The sequence below is a fragment of the Micromonospora sp. NBRC 110009 genome (assembly GCF_030518795.1).
Taxonomy (GTDB): domain Bacteria; phylum Actinomycetota; class Actinomycetes; order Mycobacteriales; family Micromonosporaceae; genus Micromonospora.
Genome location: NZ_CP130427.1, coordinates 3,638,661 through 3,653,963, shown reverse-complemented (window position 1 = coordinate 3,653,963; position 15,303 = coordinate 3,638,661). Strand labels below are relative to the sequence as shown.

The window sequence follows — 15,303 nt, the reverse complement described above, 5'->3', positions numbered from 1 at the left end:
CCGCCGCGCGCACTCCGCTCGCTCATGTGAGGTCCACGCAGACGTTGGTGAGTTCGGAGTAGAAGTCGAGGGAGTGCACCCCGCCCTCCCGGCCGATGCCGGACGCCTTCACCCCGCCGAACGGGGTGCGCAGGTCGCGCAGGAACCAGGTGTTCACCCAGACGATGCCGGCGTCCAACCGGGACCCGGCCCGGTGCGCCCGGCCCACGTCCCGGGTCCAGACCGTCGCCGCCAGGCCGTAGTCGGTGCCGTTGGCCAGCGCGTACGCCTCCTCCTCGTCGTCGAACGGGGCGACGTGGACCACCGGGCCGAAGATCTCCTCCCGGTTGGTGCGGGCGTCCGGGCCCAGCCCGGTCAGCACGGTCGGCTGCACGTACGCGCCGCCGTCGCGGGCGTCGCCGAAGCGCGGCGTCCCGCCCCCGGCGCGCACCTCGGCGCCCTCGGCCCGGGCCAGTTCGTAGTGGCCGAGCACCTTGTCCCGGTGGGCGTGCGAGATCAGCGGCATGTTCGCGGTCGCCTCGTCGGCCGGCCAGCCGAACGCCAGTTCGTCGGCGCGCTTGGCCAGCCGCGCGGTGAACTCCTCGAAGACCGGCCGCTGCACGTAGATCCGCTCGGTGCAGAGGCAGACCTGGCCGCCGTTGGTGAAGCTGGACCGGACCGACCCGGCGACCGCGGCGTCCAGGTCGGCGTCGGCGAAGACCAGCCCGGCGTTCTTGCCGCCCAGCTCGAAGCTGACCGCCTTCACCCCGTCCGCCGCGGCGCGCATGATGGCGCTGCCGGTGGCGGACTCCCCGGTGAAGGTGATCGCGTCCACGCCCGGGTGCCGGGTGAGGAACTCCCCGGCCGAGTCGGGGCCGAAGCCGTGCACCAGGTTGAACACGCCCTCCGGCACGCCCGCGGCGGCCATCACCTCGGCGAGCAGGGTGGCCGAGGCGGGGGTCTCCTCGCTGGGCTTGACCACCACGGCGTTGCCGCAGGCCAGGGCCGGGGCGACCTTCCAGGTGAGCAGGAGCAACGGCAGGTTCCACGGCACGATCACGGCGACCACGCCGACCGGTTTGCGGACCGCGTAGTTCAGCGCCCGGCCGCCGGTCGGGGTGACCGTGGTGAACGACTCGGTCGGCGCGGTCGCCACGATCTCGGCGAACGCCCGGAAGTTGGCCGCGCCGCGCGGGATGTCCAGGGTGCGGGCCTGGGAGATGGCCTTGCCGGTGTCCGCCACCTCGGCGGCGACCAGGTCGTCGAAGCGGCGTTCCAGCTCGTCGGCGACCCGGCGGAGCACCTCGGCGCGTTCCCGCTCACCCATCCGGCCCCACGGGCCGCGCAGCGCCGCCCGGGCGGCCGCCACCGCGTAGTCCACGACGGACGAGGAAGCCTCGACCACCTCGAAGACGGGCTCGCCGGTCACCGGGCTGCGCTTGGTGAACCGGGTCCCGACGTCCACGAAGGAGCCGCCGACGAAGTTGCGCAGCAGGCCGGGGCCGTCCGGCGCGTGTCCGGCCATCAGCCGGGGATCCCAGAGACTCATCCTCGCCTCCCTCGGCCGAGCGCCATCGCCACGCCGGCCAGCGCCGCCGCCGCGCCGGCCGCCACCGCCCCGACCACCTGGTACTGCCGGCGCACCCGGCGGCGCACCTGGGCGTACGGGGTGGTGGAGAAGGAGACCAGCTCGTACTGCGAGACGTACCGGCCGGGCAGCGCCCGCTCCAGCGCGTGCTCGATCTTCTTGCGGGTCTGGAACACCGGCGAGGCGACCTTGTCCCGCATCTCCACGAAGTTGGCCAGCGCCATCCGGGCGATCGCCTCGGCGTTGGCCTGCCGTCGGTGCTGGAACAGCGGCAGCGCCGACGCCCACTGGTCGCCGCACTCGTCCAGGCAGCGGTCCAGCTCGACCACGTCCTCGAAGGCGCAGTTCGCGCCCTGGCCGTAGAACGGCACGATGGCGTGCGCGGCGTCGCCCAGCAGGCCCACCTTCCCGTCCACCTGCCAGGGGGCGCAGCGGACGGTGCCGAGCACGCCGACCGGGTTGTGCTGGTAGTCGTCCACCAGGTTCGGGGCCAGCGGGATCAGGTCCGGGTAGTGGGTGGCGAAGTACCGCTCGATGGCGGCCGGGCTGCCCAGTGAGGCGAAGCTCTGCGTGCCGTGCGTCGGCCAGAAGAGCGTGCAGGTGAAGGAGCGGTCCGGGTTGGGCAGCGCGATCATCATCGAGGTGCCGCGCGGCCAGATGTGCAGCGCGCCCGGATCGAGGGCGAACTCCCCGCCGACCGGCGGGATGGTGAGTTCCTTGTAGCCGTAGTCGAGGAAGTCCAGGCTCTCGGTCAGCACCCCGTGTTCGAGAAGCTGCCCGCGCACGGCGGAGCCGGCGCCGTCGGCGCCGAGGACGACCGACGCGGTGGTGGCGACCTTGCCCGGCGGGGTATCGAAGGTCATCTCGCCGGTGGCCGGGTCGAGCCCGACCAGCCGGTGGTCGAAGGCGATCCGCACGCCGGGCAGCGCGGCGGCGGCGTCGAGCAGCGCGTTGTTCAGCGCGCCCCGGCTGATCGAGTTGATCGCCCGGTCGCCCGAGACGCTGTACGACTGGAACTGCGGCTCGCCCGCCACCGGGTGGATCATCCGGCCGCGCATCGGCAGCGCGTCCGCCATCACCTGCTGGTCCAGCCCGATGCGGCGCAGCGCGTCCAGGCCGCGCTCGGAGAGCGCCAGGTTGATCGAGCGGCCCCGCTCGACCTGCCCGGTCCGCGGGTCGGGCCGCCGCTCGTAGAGGGCCACCGGGTAGCCGCGCCGGGCCAGGAAGCAGGCGAGCAGGCAGCCGGCCAGTCCGGCGCCGACCACCGCGATCTCGTCGCGTCGCTCGGTCACTGATCCACCTCCACTGTCGCGGCCAGCGCGTCGGCGACCCGCCAGCAGTCGTGGTACGTCGAGTAGAGCGGTACCGGGGCGAACCGGACGATGTCCGGCTCCCGGGCGTCGGCGATCACCCCGTGCTCGTGCCGCAGCCGCTTGGTCAGCTCGTTGGCGCTGCCCGTTCCGATCCGCACCGAGAGCTGGCAGCCGCGGCGGGCCGGGTCGCGCGGGGTCACCACGGTCAGCGGCCGGTCGGCGGTCACCTCGTCCAGCAGCCGTTCCAGGTAGCCGGTGAGCCGGAGGCTGCGTTCGCGCAGCGCCGGCATGCCGACGGAGTCGAACAGCTCCAGCGAGGTACGCACCGGGCCCATCGCGAAGATCGGCGGGTTGGAGATCTGCCACGCCTCGACCGTGGCGGGCGGCCGGGACACCGGGGTCATCTCGAACCGGGTGCTGGCCTCGGTGCTCCACCAGCCCTCGAAGCGGGGCAGGTCCGGGTCGCCGAGGTGTCGCTCGTGGACGAAGACGCCCGCGAGGGCCCCCGGCCCGGAGTTGAGGTACTTGTACGAGCACCAGGCGGCGAAGTCCACGTCCCAGTCGTGCAGCGCGAGGGGGACGTTGCCGACCGCGTGCGCCAGGTCCCAGCCGACCACCGCGCCCGCGGCCCGCCCGGCGGCGGTGATCGCCGGGATGTCCATCAGCTCGCCGGTCAGGTAGTTGACCCCGCCCAGCAGCACCAGCGCGACGGTGTGTCCCTCGGCGGCGAGGAAGTCGAGGACGTCCTGCGGGCGCAGGGTGTCCTCGCCGGGGCGCGGCTTGAGCCGGACCACGGTGGCGTCCGGGTCGAGGCCGTGGAAGCGGGCCTGGCTGCGCACCGCGTAGCTGTCCGAGGGGAAGGCGCTGTCCTCGATGACGATCCGGGTCCGCTCTCCCGCCGGCCGGTAGAAGCTCACCATCAGCAGGTGCAGGTTGACCGTGAGGGAGTTCATCACCACGGTCTCCGCGGGGAGCGCGCCGACCAGTCGCGCGGCCGGCGCGGTCAGCAGTTCGTGGTACGGCAGCCAGGGCCGTTCCGCCTCCAGGTGCCCCTCCACGCCCAGCTTGCGCCAGGCGTCCAGGTCGGCGAGGAGTTCGTCCCGGGTGGCCCGGGGTTGCAGACCCAGCGAGTTGCCGGCCAGGTACGCCACGTCGGGGTGCCGCCCGCCCTCGGCGGGTGGCACGAGGAAGAGGTGCCGGTGTCCGGGGTCCGCGGCGTCGAGGGCGCGGGCTTCTGCCTCGGAGGTGTGCATGCTGTTCTCTCCGGTCACATCGCGGTCCGGGCCGACCACAGCTCCGGGAAGACCACCCGGGCCATGCTGCGCTGCAACCAGGCCAGCCCGGCGGAGCCGCCGCTGCCGACCTTGGCGCCCATCGAGCGCTGCACCGCCTTGATGTGGTGCCAGCGCCAGTCACCGAACCGCTCGGCCACCTCCGTCAGCGCCTCGCCGAGCAGGCGCAGGTGGTTGTCGGGGCCGCCGTCGGCGTAGATCCGCACCCAGGCCGCCTCGACGGCGGGGTGCGGCTCGTGCTCGACCGTCACGTCCCGGTCGAGCAACTCGGCCGGGAGGTCGAAGCCGCGCCGGGCGAGCAGGGCGACCACATCGTCCCAGAGGCTCGGGGTGGCGAGGGCGGCGGTCAGCTCGGCGTACACCTCGGTCTGCCGGCGGAACGGGCGGATCAGCGCCGGGTCGCGGAGGCCGAGCAGGAACTCCAGGTGGCGGTACATCGCGGACTGGAAGCCGGAGCCCTCGCCGAGCAGGTTCCGGAAGCGGTTGAAGTCGGCCGGCGTCATCCAGCGCAGCCCCTGCCAGGCGGCGTTGAGCCCCTCCAGGTGCAGGGCGGCCCGGCGCAGCGGGGGCAGCGCCTCCCAGATCCGGTTGGCCCGCAGCTCCCGCTGGGCGTGCCGCAGCTCGTGGCAGGTCAGCCCGAAGTACAGCTCCATGATCTGGCTGACCATCAGGAAGGACATCTCGCCCGGGTCGTCGCTGAGCGGCTCCTGCAGCTGGTGCAGCGTGCTCGCCCGGACGTACGCGTCGTAGGGCACCCGGTCGGCGAACTCCAGCGTCGGCTCGCCCGCGTTGCGCGCCGCCCGGGCCGCCCGCTGTTGCGGGGTGGCCGGCCGGACCACCGTCGTCTGTTCCACCGTCATCTCCTCCGGTACGCGGGGTAGACGACATGATCCCGCCAGTGGATCCGCAGATGGAATGCCTGTTCAACGGCGGTACGGTGGTATCGCCTGTCACTCGGAAGGCTTCCCCCGCACTCGACTTCACGGAAGAAAGGTCACCGCGTGGACGACATGGACTGGGCGCTGCTGCGCGAACTCCAGGCCGACGCCCGGCTCTCCTACAGCGAGCTGTCCCGCCGGGTGCACCTGTCGCCGCCAGCCGTCGCCGAGCGGGTCCGCCGGCTGGAGGAGTCCGGCGTGATCACCGGCTACCACGCGCACGTGGACCTGACCCGGGCCGGCCGGACCGTGCTCGCCCTGATCCGGATGTCCTGCTACGGCTCGCGCTGCATCCTCAACGACCCCGAGGTGGCCGGCTGGCCGGAGATCATGGAAATCCACCGGATCACCGGCGACGCGTGCAGCATGCTCAAGGTGGCGGCCGGGTCGATGGGCGAGTTCGAGGGGGTCATCGACCGGCTCGCCCCGTACGGCCAGCCGTCCAGCACCATGGTCCTCTCCACCCCGCTGGACTGGCACCCGGTCACCCCGCTCCCGCCGTCCGGTTCGACGCCGCGCGGCCGCCGCCGCTGAGCCGCAAGGAAGGGCCCCTCTTAACGCCTGATGCAGAGCAGGGGTCCCCTGTTAACACCCCGAACCGCCGGGAAAGCAGCCCCCACTGCCCGTCAGCAGGATTCCGGTGCACCGCACCGGAAGGGGGGAATCATGCGAGGGCTCGTGTCACGCCGCGCCCTGTCGGCCGTCCTGACCGTACTGGGACTGGTCGCGGCGTTCGTCCTGATGACCGTCACCCCGGCGCGGGCCGGGGAGAACGTCTTCGTCGAGGTCACGCCGAATCCGGCACAGGCCGGCACCCGGGTGAACATCCGGGCCAGCTGCGACAACGCGAACAACCGGCAGGCCGACGTGAACTCGGACGCCTTCGGGCGGGTCATGCTCCGCCCGGACAACGGCTTCCTCACCGGAGCGGTGACCATCCCGGGCAACAAGCAGGCCGGGGACTTCCCGGTCGATCTGCGCTGCTCCAACGGGAAGACGGCCTCGACCGTACTCACCGTGCTGAACATGGCCCAGCCGAGCAAGGGCCCGGCAACCGGCGGTGGCGGCACCGCGGGCGGCCGGGGCGCCGGGTCGCTGCTGCTGGTCGGCGGGCTCGTCGCGGTGGCGGTGGTGGCCGGCGTCGGCGCCCGTCGCAGGACCCGGTCGCGCTTCTGACGAGGTGCGGCCATGGCCCACCAACGGACCCGAGCCGGCCGGCAGCCGGACATCCGAGACGACGGCCGACCGACGCGGATCCGCGGTGACGGCCGCGCCAGCCGGACCCCCCGGGACGCCCGTACCGTGCGGATCCACGGCGAGGCTCGCACCCCGCGCATCCAGGGCGACGGCCGCGCGACGCGGATCCAGGGCGACGATCGCACCGCACGGATCCAGGGCGCTGGCCGCGCGGGGCGGATCAAGGGCGGTCGTACCGCGCGGATCCAGGGCGACGGCCGCACCGCGCGAATCCGGGGCGGCCGCACGGCGCAGATCCAGGGCGACGGGGGGCGGATTCCCTCGGCGCGGGGCGTCGGCCGCGTGCCGAGGCCGGGGGCCAACGGGGCTAGCCGGCGGGCCGGCCCTGCCCGGCGCGGCCCGGCCGCCGCGCCCAACGACCGGCTACGTGCCTCGCTCCGGGCGGTGACCGCGGCGGTCCGCCGGTTCACCCGCGCCGCCGGCCACGCCTCCACCGCGAGCGTGGCCACCGCCGACGCGCGGGCCCGGCCGGTCCCGGTCCGACCCACCACCGCTGCGGCCCGCTGGCGGTACGCCGCCCGCCGCGGCCCCGGCGCCCCGGTGCTGGTGGTGGCGGCGGTGATGGTGCTGATCGTGGCCATGCTCGGGATGGAACGGGTGACCGGGCTCAGCGTGCTGCCCGACCGGCTTTTCGCCGGGCTGCGGCCGCCGCCGAAGAAGTTTCCCGTGCTGCCGGCGAGCCCACCGACGCACCTCTCGATCGGCACCCTCGGCCTGCGGGCGCCGGTGCACCGGGTCGGCCTCGCCCCCGACGGCACCATCGCGGTACCCGAGCTGGAGAAGGCCGGCGAGGCCGGCTGGTACGACCGGGGGCCCACCCCCGGGCAGTACGGCCCAGCGGTGATCGTCGGCCACGTCGACACCACCACCGGTCCGGCCGTCTTCCACAATCTCAAGCAACTCGACGACGGCGACCGGGTCGAGGTGACCCGGGAGGACCACTCGGTGGCGATCTTCGAGGTCACCTCGGTGCAGCGGTACGGCAAGGAGAAGTTGCCGGTGGACGAGATCTTCGGCGACTTCAGCCGGCCCAACCTGCGCCTGATCACGTGCGGTGGCCGGTGGGTGGGCGGCGAGACCGGCTACGCCGACAACCTGGTGGTCTACGCGTCCCTGGTGCAGGCGCGTGGCCCCTGACCCGGGCTCAGGCCGCCTCGGGCTCGGGCTCGCGCAGGTCGAGCCAGTTGGCCCAGCGCGGGTCCGGCGCCCGGTGCCCGAGCACCCGCCACGCCGTCCCTTTCGGCACGGCCGGCAGGTTGTGCAGCCGCCAGCCCAGCTCGGCCGGGGTCTTGTCGCCCTTGGTGTGGTTGCACCGGGCGCAGGCGGCCACCACGTTCTCCCAGGCGTGCCGGCCACCCCGGCTGCGGGGAAAGACATGGTCGATGGTCTCCGCCGGCCCGCGGCAGTAGGCGCAGCGCCAGCCGTCCCGCGCGAAGACCGCCCGGCGGGAGAGCCCGACGTGGGAGCGGTAGGGGACCCGGACGTAGCGGGTCAGCCGGACCACCGAGGGGACCGGGAGCGCGTTGCGCGCGCTGTGCAGGATGCCGTCGCCGTCGGCGACGCAGACGGCCTTGGCGGAGAGGACGAGGATGGCGGCACGACGCACCGAGACGACGCACAGCGGCTCATAGGTGGCGTTGAGAACGAGCGCACCGGAGCCCGCCGTGGGTCGTATGTCAGGCATCGCGCTCACCCTCCCGGTCCAGCCGCTCCTGCCGCTGTCGCGCCGGGCCCGCCCCGCAGGCAGCGGGGAACGACACCGACGCCGGCCGGATCACCGACGTCCGTTGCGCCAATCGTCCCTGATCGCGACCCGGATTGCACGCACTAATCCGGGGTACCCCACGAAGCTTTTTCCGGGCCTGTCAGGATGGCCGGTTCCGCCCGTGATGATCGGTTACTGTCCGAGCGGTGGGGCGGCGGTGGGTCAACAGCCGGCACACAGCGGGCGTGCGGTACGAAAGCAGGGTGAGTGCCACCAACCTGATGCTGCGCGCCCTGGCCGCCGCGCCCAGCCCCGACCCAACGCCCTCCGTCGACTGCCGGACCAACGACTGGTGCAAGCCCATCCTGGAGCTGACCAACTCGACCTGGCTCGCCGAGGGCAGCTACTGGATCATCCTCAAGCCGCTGCGGATCATCCTGATCGTGCTGCTGGCGGTGGCCGCCCGCTGGGCGCTGCACCGGACGATCAACCGGCTGGTCCGCACCACCACCGAGGGCGCGGTGCCGACCCTGCTCCGGCCGCTGCGCGAGCGGATCCCGTCCGCCACGCTCACTCCCGAGGAGTTCGTACCGGAACGGCGGCGACAGCGAGCCGAGGCGATCGGTTCGGTGCTGCGCAGCGTGGTCACCGCGTTCGTCTTCGGTATCGCGCTGTTGATGGTCCTGCGCGAGTTCAGCTTCGACCTGGCGCCGCTGCTGGCCAGCGCCGGCATCGCCGGCGTGGCGCTCGGCTTCGGCGCGCAGAGCCTGGTCAAGGACCTGATCGCCGGCCTGTTCATGCTGATCGAGGACCAGTACGGCGTCGGCGACACGGTCGACCTGGGCGAGGCGACCGGCGTGGTCGAGGCGGTGGGCCTGCGGGTCACCACGGTCCGGGACGGCCGCGGCGTGCTCTGGTACATCCGCAACGGCGAGATCGTCCGGGTCGGCAACAAGAGCCAGGGCTGGGCCCTGGTGGTGGTCGACCTGCCGATCGGCTTCGCCGGCACCGAGGAGGCCACCGCGGTGCTGCGTACGGCGGCGGCCTCGGTGGCGATGGATCCCGAGTTGGCGCCGCAGATCGTCGAGGAGCCGGACGTGCTCGGCGTGGAACAGATCACGGTGGACGGCGCGGTGCTCCGTACGGTGGTCAAGACGACGGCCGACGGTCAGTTCGCGGTCGGCCGTGAGCTGCGCCGCCGGCTGGCCGAGGCACTGGAGAACTCGGGCATCACCGCCCGGATCGCGGCGGCCCGGCTCTATCCGGGGATGCCCACCCGGCCGCAGGCCCCGGGCGAGACGGGCACCGGCGGCGCGACGTAGGAGCTGGCCCGCCACCGGAGCGGGGACCGATTTCGGGGGTTCCCCACCGTGCGGCCCCTCGGGTATCGTCCGTTCGTTCAGTCGGAGATGCGACGATCCATCCGTTCACCCTAGCCGTTGCTCAGACGATCGGGCAGAATCCGGTCAGCACGCTCCCACCGGAGCGGGCTCGTGTCCTCGCTGATCCGAGATCTGACGACGGTCCCCGGTCGGCCATCACGAGTGGGCCGACGCCGAGGACGATGGAGGCGACGGTGTCCGACGAGCGACCGGCCGCGGAGGGCCCGGCCACCTTTCGCGACGTGTTCGCCCAGGCCGAGTTCCGCGCGCTCTTCGCCGCCAACGCCCTGTCCTGGGTCGGCGACTACCTCGCCAAGGCCGCCGTCACGGTGCTCGTCTACCGGGAGACCCAGTCGGTGGCGCTCTCCGCCGCCGCGTTCGCGGCCAGCTACCTGCCCTGGCTGATCGGTGGCCCGGTGCTCGCCGCGGTCGCCGAGCGGCACCGGTACCGGCAGGTGATGGTCACCTGCGACCTGGTCCGGATGGCGCTGATGGTCCTGGTGGCGCTGCCCGGGATGCCACCCTGGGCGGTCCTCGCCCTGATCTTCGCCGCCACCCTGGCCAACCCGCCGAGCCAGGCCGCGCGGTCCGCCGTGACGCCGCAGATCCTGCCCGGCGACCGGCTGGTGGTCGGGCTCTCGATCATCTCGAGCACCGGGCAGGCCGCCCAGGTCGTCGGATACCTGCTCGGCGCGGCCATCGCGGCGGTCAGCCCCGCCGCCGCCCTGCTGATCAACGCGGCCACCTTCGCCGTGTCGGCCGCCCTGGTCCGGTTCGGCCTGCGGGACCGGCCGCCCGCGATGACCGCGGCCCACCGCAGCCACCTGCTGCGGGAGACCGGACAGGGTTTCCGGATCGTCTTCGGCCAGCCGCTGCTGCGGGCCATCGCCGTGCTGGTGTTCAGCGCGTCGCTCTTCTCCATCGTCCCCGAGGGCCTCGCCGCGGCGTGGGCCGCCGAGCAGAGCGGCGGCGACCTGGACAACGGCGCCGCCCAGGCGATCATCATGGCCGCCAACCCGGTCGGCTACATCCTCGGTGGGCTGATGATCGGCCGGCTCCTCGGGCCGGCCCGCCGGCTGGCGCTGATGCGCCCGCTGGCGGTCCTCGCCCCGGCGGTGCTCGTCCCCGCCCTGTTCGACCCCTCGCCGCTCGTGGTGGCGCTCCTCGCCGCGGCGTGCGGCTTCGCCGTCGCGGGGCTGATCCCGGTGGCCAACGGCCTCTTCGTCCGCGCCCTGCCCGACGCCTACCGGGCGCGGGCGTTCGGCGTGATGGCCAGCGGGACGCAGATCGTCCAGGGCGCCGCGGTGCTCGTCACCGGGGCGCTCGCCGAGCACTTCACCATCCCCGACGTGGTCGGCGGATGGAGCGTCGCCGGGGTGCTGCTGGTGCTCGCGGCGGCGCTCACCTGGCCGCGCCCCGAGACGGTGGACGCGGCGCTGGAGGCGGCCGCCCGGGCCAACTCGGCCGACCCGTCGGTCCCGGCGGGTCTCCGCCCGCACGTGCCGGCCCGAGCGGCCGGCGAGCGGGCCCGGCAACGGCACGCGGTGACCTGACCAACGCCGGCGGTGGGCGGGGATCGCGCGCCGGCCGCACCTGGCAGGATGGAACGGTGACTTCCCCAGGCGAGTCGATGACCCTCTTCGAGGCGATCGGCGGCGAACCCACCTTCCGCAAGCTGGTGGACGAGTTCTACGTGGGCGTCGCCACCGACCCGCTGCTGCGGCCGATGTATCCGGAGGAGGACCTCGGCCCGGCGGCCGACCGGTTGACCCTCTTCCTCATCCAGTACTGGGGCGGCCCGCGCACCTATTCCGAGCAGCGCGGCCACCCGCGGCTGCGGATGCGCCACGCGCCGTTCCGGATCGGGGCGGCGGAGCGGGACGCCTGGCTCCACCACATGCGGCGGGCGGTGGACCGGCTGGACCTGCCGCCCGAGGTCGCCGCCGCGCTCTGGAACTACCTGGAGCGGGCCGCGTACTTCATGGTGAACGTGGTGGAGGACCCGGCGGCCGGGGCCTGACGGCGACCGGCCGCGCCGCCGTCGGGACCGGCGGCCCCGACGGCGGCCGGATCAGAGCAGCGCGCCCTCGTCGTGCAGCCAGTCCACGAAGGTCGTGGCCACGGCGGCGCCGCAGTCGAGCATCTCGACCAGCAGCGCGTCGTGGGTGCCGGCGCCGAGCGGCACCTGGAGCTCGGCGTAGATCGGCAGCTGCCCGCGCTCGGTCGGGTCGCCGATGTAGGCCTTGCAGAACCGCCGGGTGTGGTTCCACTCGTTGACCACCCGGTAGGCCCGGTCGGCCCAGTCCGGCGGCACCGTCGCGTGCGGCCGGGCCCGCATCACCAGGATCTCGTCGTCCGGCCCCTCGAGGGTGACCAGCACGGCGTGCCGCTCCCACATGGCCAGCAGGTTGCCGTCGCCGTCGGCGAGGTAGCGCACGTCGAGCAGGTCGAGCGCCTCGCAGACCCGCGGGAGGGTGACCGGCCCGACGGTGGCCGGCATGTCCGAGATCACCGGGCGCTCGGCGGCCGCGTCGTCCCCCGGCTGGCGGGGGGTCGGTGGTCCGACCCGGACGGTGTCCTCCATTGTGATTCCGGTTCGAGTTTCCGGATCGCCGCCGCCGGCGGGACCTGGGCGCCATGACCACCACGGCATCGCTCGCGCACCTCACTCCCCAGCGGATCCAATCGCCTACGGTGCGTTGGATCCGAGGATGGACGGTACCCGGACAGCCGGGTTGAGGCATCCCCCCAACGGACGCCCCAAACCGGAAGGACGAACAGGGGTCATCCGTTCGGATGACTCGATACGGGCGTCAGGGCGAATTCGGCGGCCTTCTGCGACCAGGCCGCTCCATACGGTCCGACCAGACCGACCCAACGGCCGGCCACCCGTACCTGGACGTCGCCCGTGCCGAGGAAGCCCATCCGGACCAGCCCCTGCACCAGCCGCTGCGGCACCTCCACCGGGGCGTCCGGCGCGTCGTCCGGGGTCACCACCACCGCGACGTGGTCCAGCAACGCGTCGCGCAGCGCCCGCTGCCCCACCGCGCGGCCGCCCACGCCGTGCGTGGCCGCCTCCCGCAGCGCGCCGGCCGCGGCGGCGGCGATCCGGCGGACCTCATCGGCGGGCAACGCCTCCACCGCCCGGCTGGCCACCGGCGGGAGCGCCCAGCGCCACCCGTCGTCACGGCGTCGGGGCAGCGCCGCGCCGCCCGCCGCCAACTCGGCCAGCAGCTCTGCGGCGGCGACCGTGGCGTCCTCCGGGGCCGCCCCCTCGACCGTCCGGACGACCAGGACGCCCCACGGCAGCCGGGCCCAGAGGGCGGTACGCCCCGCGCCCGGCACCGGCCGCAGCCGGACCAGGGTGGCCGGGTCCAGCCGGACCAGCCGGGCCAGGAAGGCTCCGGCGTCCGCCACGCCGGCCAGCCCGTGGCCCAGGGCCGGCGCACTCATCGGACTTCCTCGGTGCGCGATCGCGCGCTCACGGGGCCACCCCGGGGGCGTACCGGAGCAGGAAGGCCCGCTCCTCCGGGGAGATCCGGCGCGGCCGCTGCGCGGCCAGGTCGAACGGGACCAGCACCGAGCGGGCCCGGCTGGCCAGCACGTCGCCGTCGTACAGCTCGTAGGCGACGCTGAACCAGGCGGCGCGGATCTCCTCCACCCAGAGCTCGATCCGGACCGTCGGGGCCACCTCCGCGGTGGCCCGACCCAGCGCGTAGTCGACCGGGCGCAGGTAGTCGACCTCGTGCCGACGGATGACGACCCCGTCGGCGAACGAGCCCACCCCCCACGCCCGGCCGCCGGCGAACATCATGGCCACCCGCGCCTCCTCGTAGAGCGTGAGGAAGCGCGAGTTGTTGACGTGGCCGTACGCGTCCAGGTCGGACCAGCGCAGCGTGCAGTGGTAGACGAACCGGTCAGTCACGGGTCAGCTTGCGGTAGGTCACCCGGTGCGGACGGGCGGCCTCGGCACCGAGCCGGTCGATCTTGTTCTTCTCGTACGCCTCGAAGTTGCCCTCGAACCAGAACCACTTGGCCGGGTTCTGGTCGTCGCCCTCCCAGGCCAGGATGTGCGTGGCGACCCGGTCCAGGAACATCCGGTCGTGGGAGATGACCACGGCGCAGCCGGGGAACTCCAGCAGCGCGTTCTCCAGGCTGGAGAGGGTCTCCACGTCCAGGTCGTTGGTCGGCTCGTCGAGCAGGATCACGTTGCCGCCGATCTTGAGGGTCAGCGCCAGGTTGAGCCGGTTCCGCTCGCCGCCGGAGAGCACCTTGGTCGGCTTCTGCTGGTCCGGACCCTTGAAGCCGAACGCGGCGATGTACGCCCGGGACGGCATCTCGACCTTGCCCACCATGAGGTGGTCCAGCCCGTCGGAGACCGTCTCCCAGACCGTCTTGTCCCCGGCCAGGCCGGCCCGGCTCTGGTCGACGTACGACAGCGAGACCGTGTCGCCGACCCGGACCGAGCCGTCGGTCGGCTCCTCCAGCCCGACGACGGTCTTGAACAGCGTGGTCTTACCGACGCCGTTCGGGCCGATCACGCCGACGATGCCGTTGCGCGGCAGGGAGAAGCTGAGGCCGTCGATCAGCACCCGGTCCCCGAAGGCCTTGGTGAGGTGGTTGACCTCGATGACCGTGCTGCCCAGGCGCGGGCCCGGCGGGATCTGGATCTCCTCGAAGTCCAGCTTCCGGGTCTTCTCCGCCTCGTTGGCCATCTCCTCGTAGCGGTCGAGGCGGGCCTTGGACTTGGTCTGCCGGGCCTTGGCGTTGGAGCGGACCCACTCCAGTTCCTCGCTCAGCCGCTTCTTCATCTTGGCGTCGCGCCGGCCCTCGACGGACATCCGGGCGGCCTTCTTCTCCAGGTAGGTGGAGTAGTTGCCCTCGTACGGGTAGGTCCGGCCGCGGTCCAGCTCGAGGATCCAGTTGGCCACGTTGTCGAGGAAGTACCGGTCGTGGGTGATCGCGATCACCGTGCCGGCGTACTTGGCCAGGTGCTGCTCCAGCCACTGCACGCTCTCCGCGTCTAGGTGGTTGGTGGGCTCGTCGAGCAGCAGCAGGTCGGGGGCCTCCAGCAGCAGCTTGCAGAGCGCCACCCGGCGACGCTCACCACCGGAGAGCTGGGTGACGTCGGCGTCCGGCGGCGGGCAGCGCAGGGCGTCCATCGCCAGCTCGAGCTTGGAGTCGATGTCCCAGGCGTCGGCGTGGTCCAGCTCCTCCTGGAGCTTGCCCATCTCCTCCATCAGCTCGTCGGAGTAGTCGGTCGCCATCTGCTCGGCGATCTTGTTGAACCGCTCCAGCTTCGCCTTGGTCTCGGCGACCGCCTCCTCGATGTTGCCGAGGACGGTCTTGGCGTCGTTGAGCGGCGGCTCCTGCGCCAGCATGCCGACGGTGTAGCCGGGCATGAGCCGGGCCTCGCCGTTGCTCGGCTGGTCCCAGCCTGCCATGATCTTGAGGAGGCTGGACTTACCGGCGCCGTTCGGGCCGACCACACCGATCTTGGCCCCCGGCAGGAAGTTCAGCGTCACGTTGTCGAGCACGACCTTGTCGCCGTGCGCCTTGCGCGCCTTTTCCAGGACGTAGATGAACTGGGCCACGGTGCGGGCTACCTCCGTCGGTTGCGATCGCGAGCTTCGGGGCGCGGGCGCGGGCGGCGACTTCCGCCCGCCGCCGCCGGCCGGGGGCCGGCCACGCGCACGCCATCGTCAATCCTGACAGGTACGGCCCGCTCCGCCCACATCACCCCGCCGGGGGCGGTACGCGCGCCGCGACCGGCCCGATGTCGACAAGATCACGATTGGGGGTTCGGTGGTTCTGGGACGGGTAGGGAACTCAGGCACGGGGGAACAGAC

The 15,303-nt window shown here is 73.1% G+C and carries 15 protein-coding genes; 6 read left to right on the top strand and 9 right to left on the bottom strand.

The genetic code is table 11. The annotated features are described in order from the left end of the window. Nucleotides 1-22: 22 nt before the first annotated feature. From Q2K19_RS17520 to Q2K19_RS17505, 4 genes are read right to left on the bottom strand one after another with little or no spacing between them, the layout of a single operon-like run. Nucleotides 23-1,504 (bottom strand): 2-hydroxymuconic semialdehyde dehydrogenase, encoded by a 1,482-nt coding sequence (locus tag Q2K19_RS17520; protein ID WP_302772588.1) that lies wholly within the window; start codon nucleotides 1,502-1,504, stop codon nucleotides 23-25. A gap of 20 nt (nucleotides 1,505-1,524) precedes the next feature. Beyond that, nucleotides 1,525-2,859 (bottom strand): FAD-dependent oxidoreductase, encoded by a 1,335-nt coding sequence (locus tag Q2K19_RS17515; protein ID WP_302762365.1) that lies wholly within the window; start codon nucleotides 2,857-2,859, stop codon nucleotides 1,525-1,527. Further along, nucleotides 2,856-4,133 carry a kynureninase gene (kynU, locus tag Q2K19_RS17510; protein ID WP_302762363.1) on the bottom strand — a complete coding sequence of 426 codons (1,278 nt, stop codon included), beginning with the start codon at nucleotides 4,131-4,133 and terminating at the stop codon, nucleotides 2,856-2,858. Before kynU ends, Q2K19_RS17515 begins: the two co-directional genes overlap by 4 nt. Before the next feature lie 14 nt (nucleotides 4,134-4,147). Further along, entirely contained in the window at nucleotides 4,148-5,032 is an 885-nt protein-coding gene (locus tag Q2K19_RS17505) for a tryptophan 2,3-dioxygenase (protein ID WP_302762361.1), read from the bottom strand. 141 nt (nucleotides 5,033-5,173) lie between these two features. Here Q2K19_RS17505 and Q2K19_RS17500 point away from each other — a divergent pair, with 141 nt between their 5' ends. The 3 genes from Q2K19_RS17500 (at nucleotide 5,174) to Q2K19_RS17490 (ending at nucleotide 7,504) form a co-directional block, all read left to right on the top strand. Beyond that, nucleotides 5,174-5,644, top strand: coding sequence for an Lrp/AsnC family transcriptional regulator (locus Q2K19_RS17500; RefSeq protein WP_302762359.1), 471 nt, complete (start codon nucleotides 5,174-5,176; stop codon nucleotides 5,642-5,644). A 132-nt stretch (nucleotides 5,645-5,776) separates the two neighbouring features. Beyond that, nucleotides 5,777-6,286 (top strand): hypothetical protein, encoded by a 510-nt coding sequence (locus Q2K19_RS17495; RefSeq protein WP_302762358.1) that lies wholly within the window; start codon nucleotides 5,777-5,779, stop codon nucleotides 6,284-6,286. A gap of 465 nt (nucleotides 6,287-6,751) precedes the next feature. After that, a complete protein-coding gene (locus tag Q2K19_RS17490; RefSeq protein ID WP_302772586.1) occupies nucleotides 6,752-7,504 on the top strand; it encodes a class F sortase in 753 nt (250 codons plus the stop codon). A gap of 7 nt (nucleotides 7,505-7,511) precedes the next feature. On the opposite strand, the gene Q2K19_RS17485 is transcribed toward Q2K19_RS17490, so the two are convergent. Further along, nucleotides 7,512-8,051, bottom strand: a complete 540-nt coding sequence (locus Q2K19_RS17485) for an HNH endonuclease (RefSeq protein WP_302762357.1) — start codon at nucleotides 8,049-8,051, stop codon at nucleotides 7,512-7,514. 302 nt (nucleotides 8,052-8,353) lie between these two features. On the opposite strand from Q2K19_RS17485, the gene Q2K19_RS17480 reads away from it, so the two are divergent. From Q2K19_RS17480 to Q2K19_RS17470, 3 genes are all read left to right on the top strand, one after another. Continuing rightward, on the top strand, nucleotides 8,354-9,394 hold the full coding sequence (locus Q2K19_RS17480; RefSeq protein WP_302772583.1) for a mechanosensitive ion channel family protein: 1,041 nt from the start codon (nucleotides 8,354-8,356) through the stop codon (nucleotides 9,392-9,394). Between the two features lie 242 nt (nucleotides 9,395-9,636). Continuing rightward, a complete protein-coding gene (locus Q2K19_RS17475) occupies nucleotides 9,637-11,007 on the top strand; it encodes an MFS transporter (RefSeq protein WP_302762356.1) in 1,371 nt (456 codons plus the stop codon). Between the two features lie 77 nt (nucleotides 11,008-11,084). Further along, nucleotides 11,085-11,474 (top strand): globin, encoded by a 390-nt coding sequence (locus Q2K19_RS17470; RefSeq protein WP_302772581.1) that lies wholly within the window; start codon nucleotides 11,085-11,087, stop codon nucleotides 11,472-11,474. A gap of 51 nt (nucleotides 11,475-11,525) precedes the next feature. Here the strand turns inward: Q2K19_RS17470 and Q2K19_RS17465 are convergent, their stop codons facing one another. From Q2K19_RS17465 to ettA, 4 genes are all read right to left on the bottom strand, one after another. Continuing rightward, nucleotides 11,526-12,107 carry a type III secretion system chaperone family protein gene (locus Q2K19_RS17465; RefSeq protein WP_302762355.1) on the bottom strand — a complete coding sequence of 194 codons (582 nt, stop codon included), beginning with the start codon at nucleotides 12,105-12,107 and terminating at the stop codon, nucleotides 11,526-11,528. A gap of 131 nt (nucleotides 12,108-12,238) precedes the next feature. Beyond that, nucleotides 12,239-12,907: a hypothetical protein gene (locus Q2K19_RS17460; RefSeq protein ID WP_302762354.1), complete on the bottom strand. Its 669-nt coding sequence runs from the start codon at nucleotides 12,905-12,907 to the stop codon at nucleotides 12,239-12,241. 28 nt (nucleotides 12,908-12,935) lie between these two features. Then, nucleotides 12,936-13,379 carry an acyl-CoA thioesterase gene (locus tag Q2K19_RS17455; RefSeq protein ID WP_302762353.1) on the bottom strand — a complete coding sequence of 148 codons (444 nt, stop codon included), beginning with the start codon at nucleotides 13,377-13,379 and terminating at the stop codon, nucleotides 12,936-12,938. Further along, complete coding sequence (ettA, locus tag Q2K19_RS17450; RefSeq protein ID WP_302762352.1) at nucleotides 13,372-15,048, bottom strand: energy-dependent translational throttle protein EttA; 1,677 nt, start codon at nucleotides 15,046-15,048, stop codon at nucleotides 13,372-13,374. Before ettA ends, Q2K19_RS17455 begins: the two co-directional genes overlap by 8 nt. Nucleotides 15,049-15,303 lie beyond the last annotated feature (255 nt).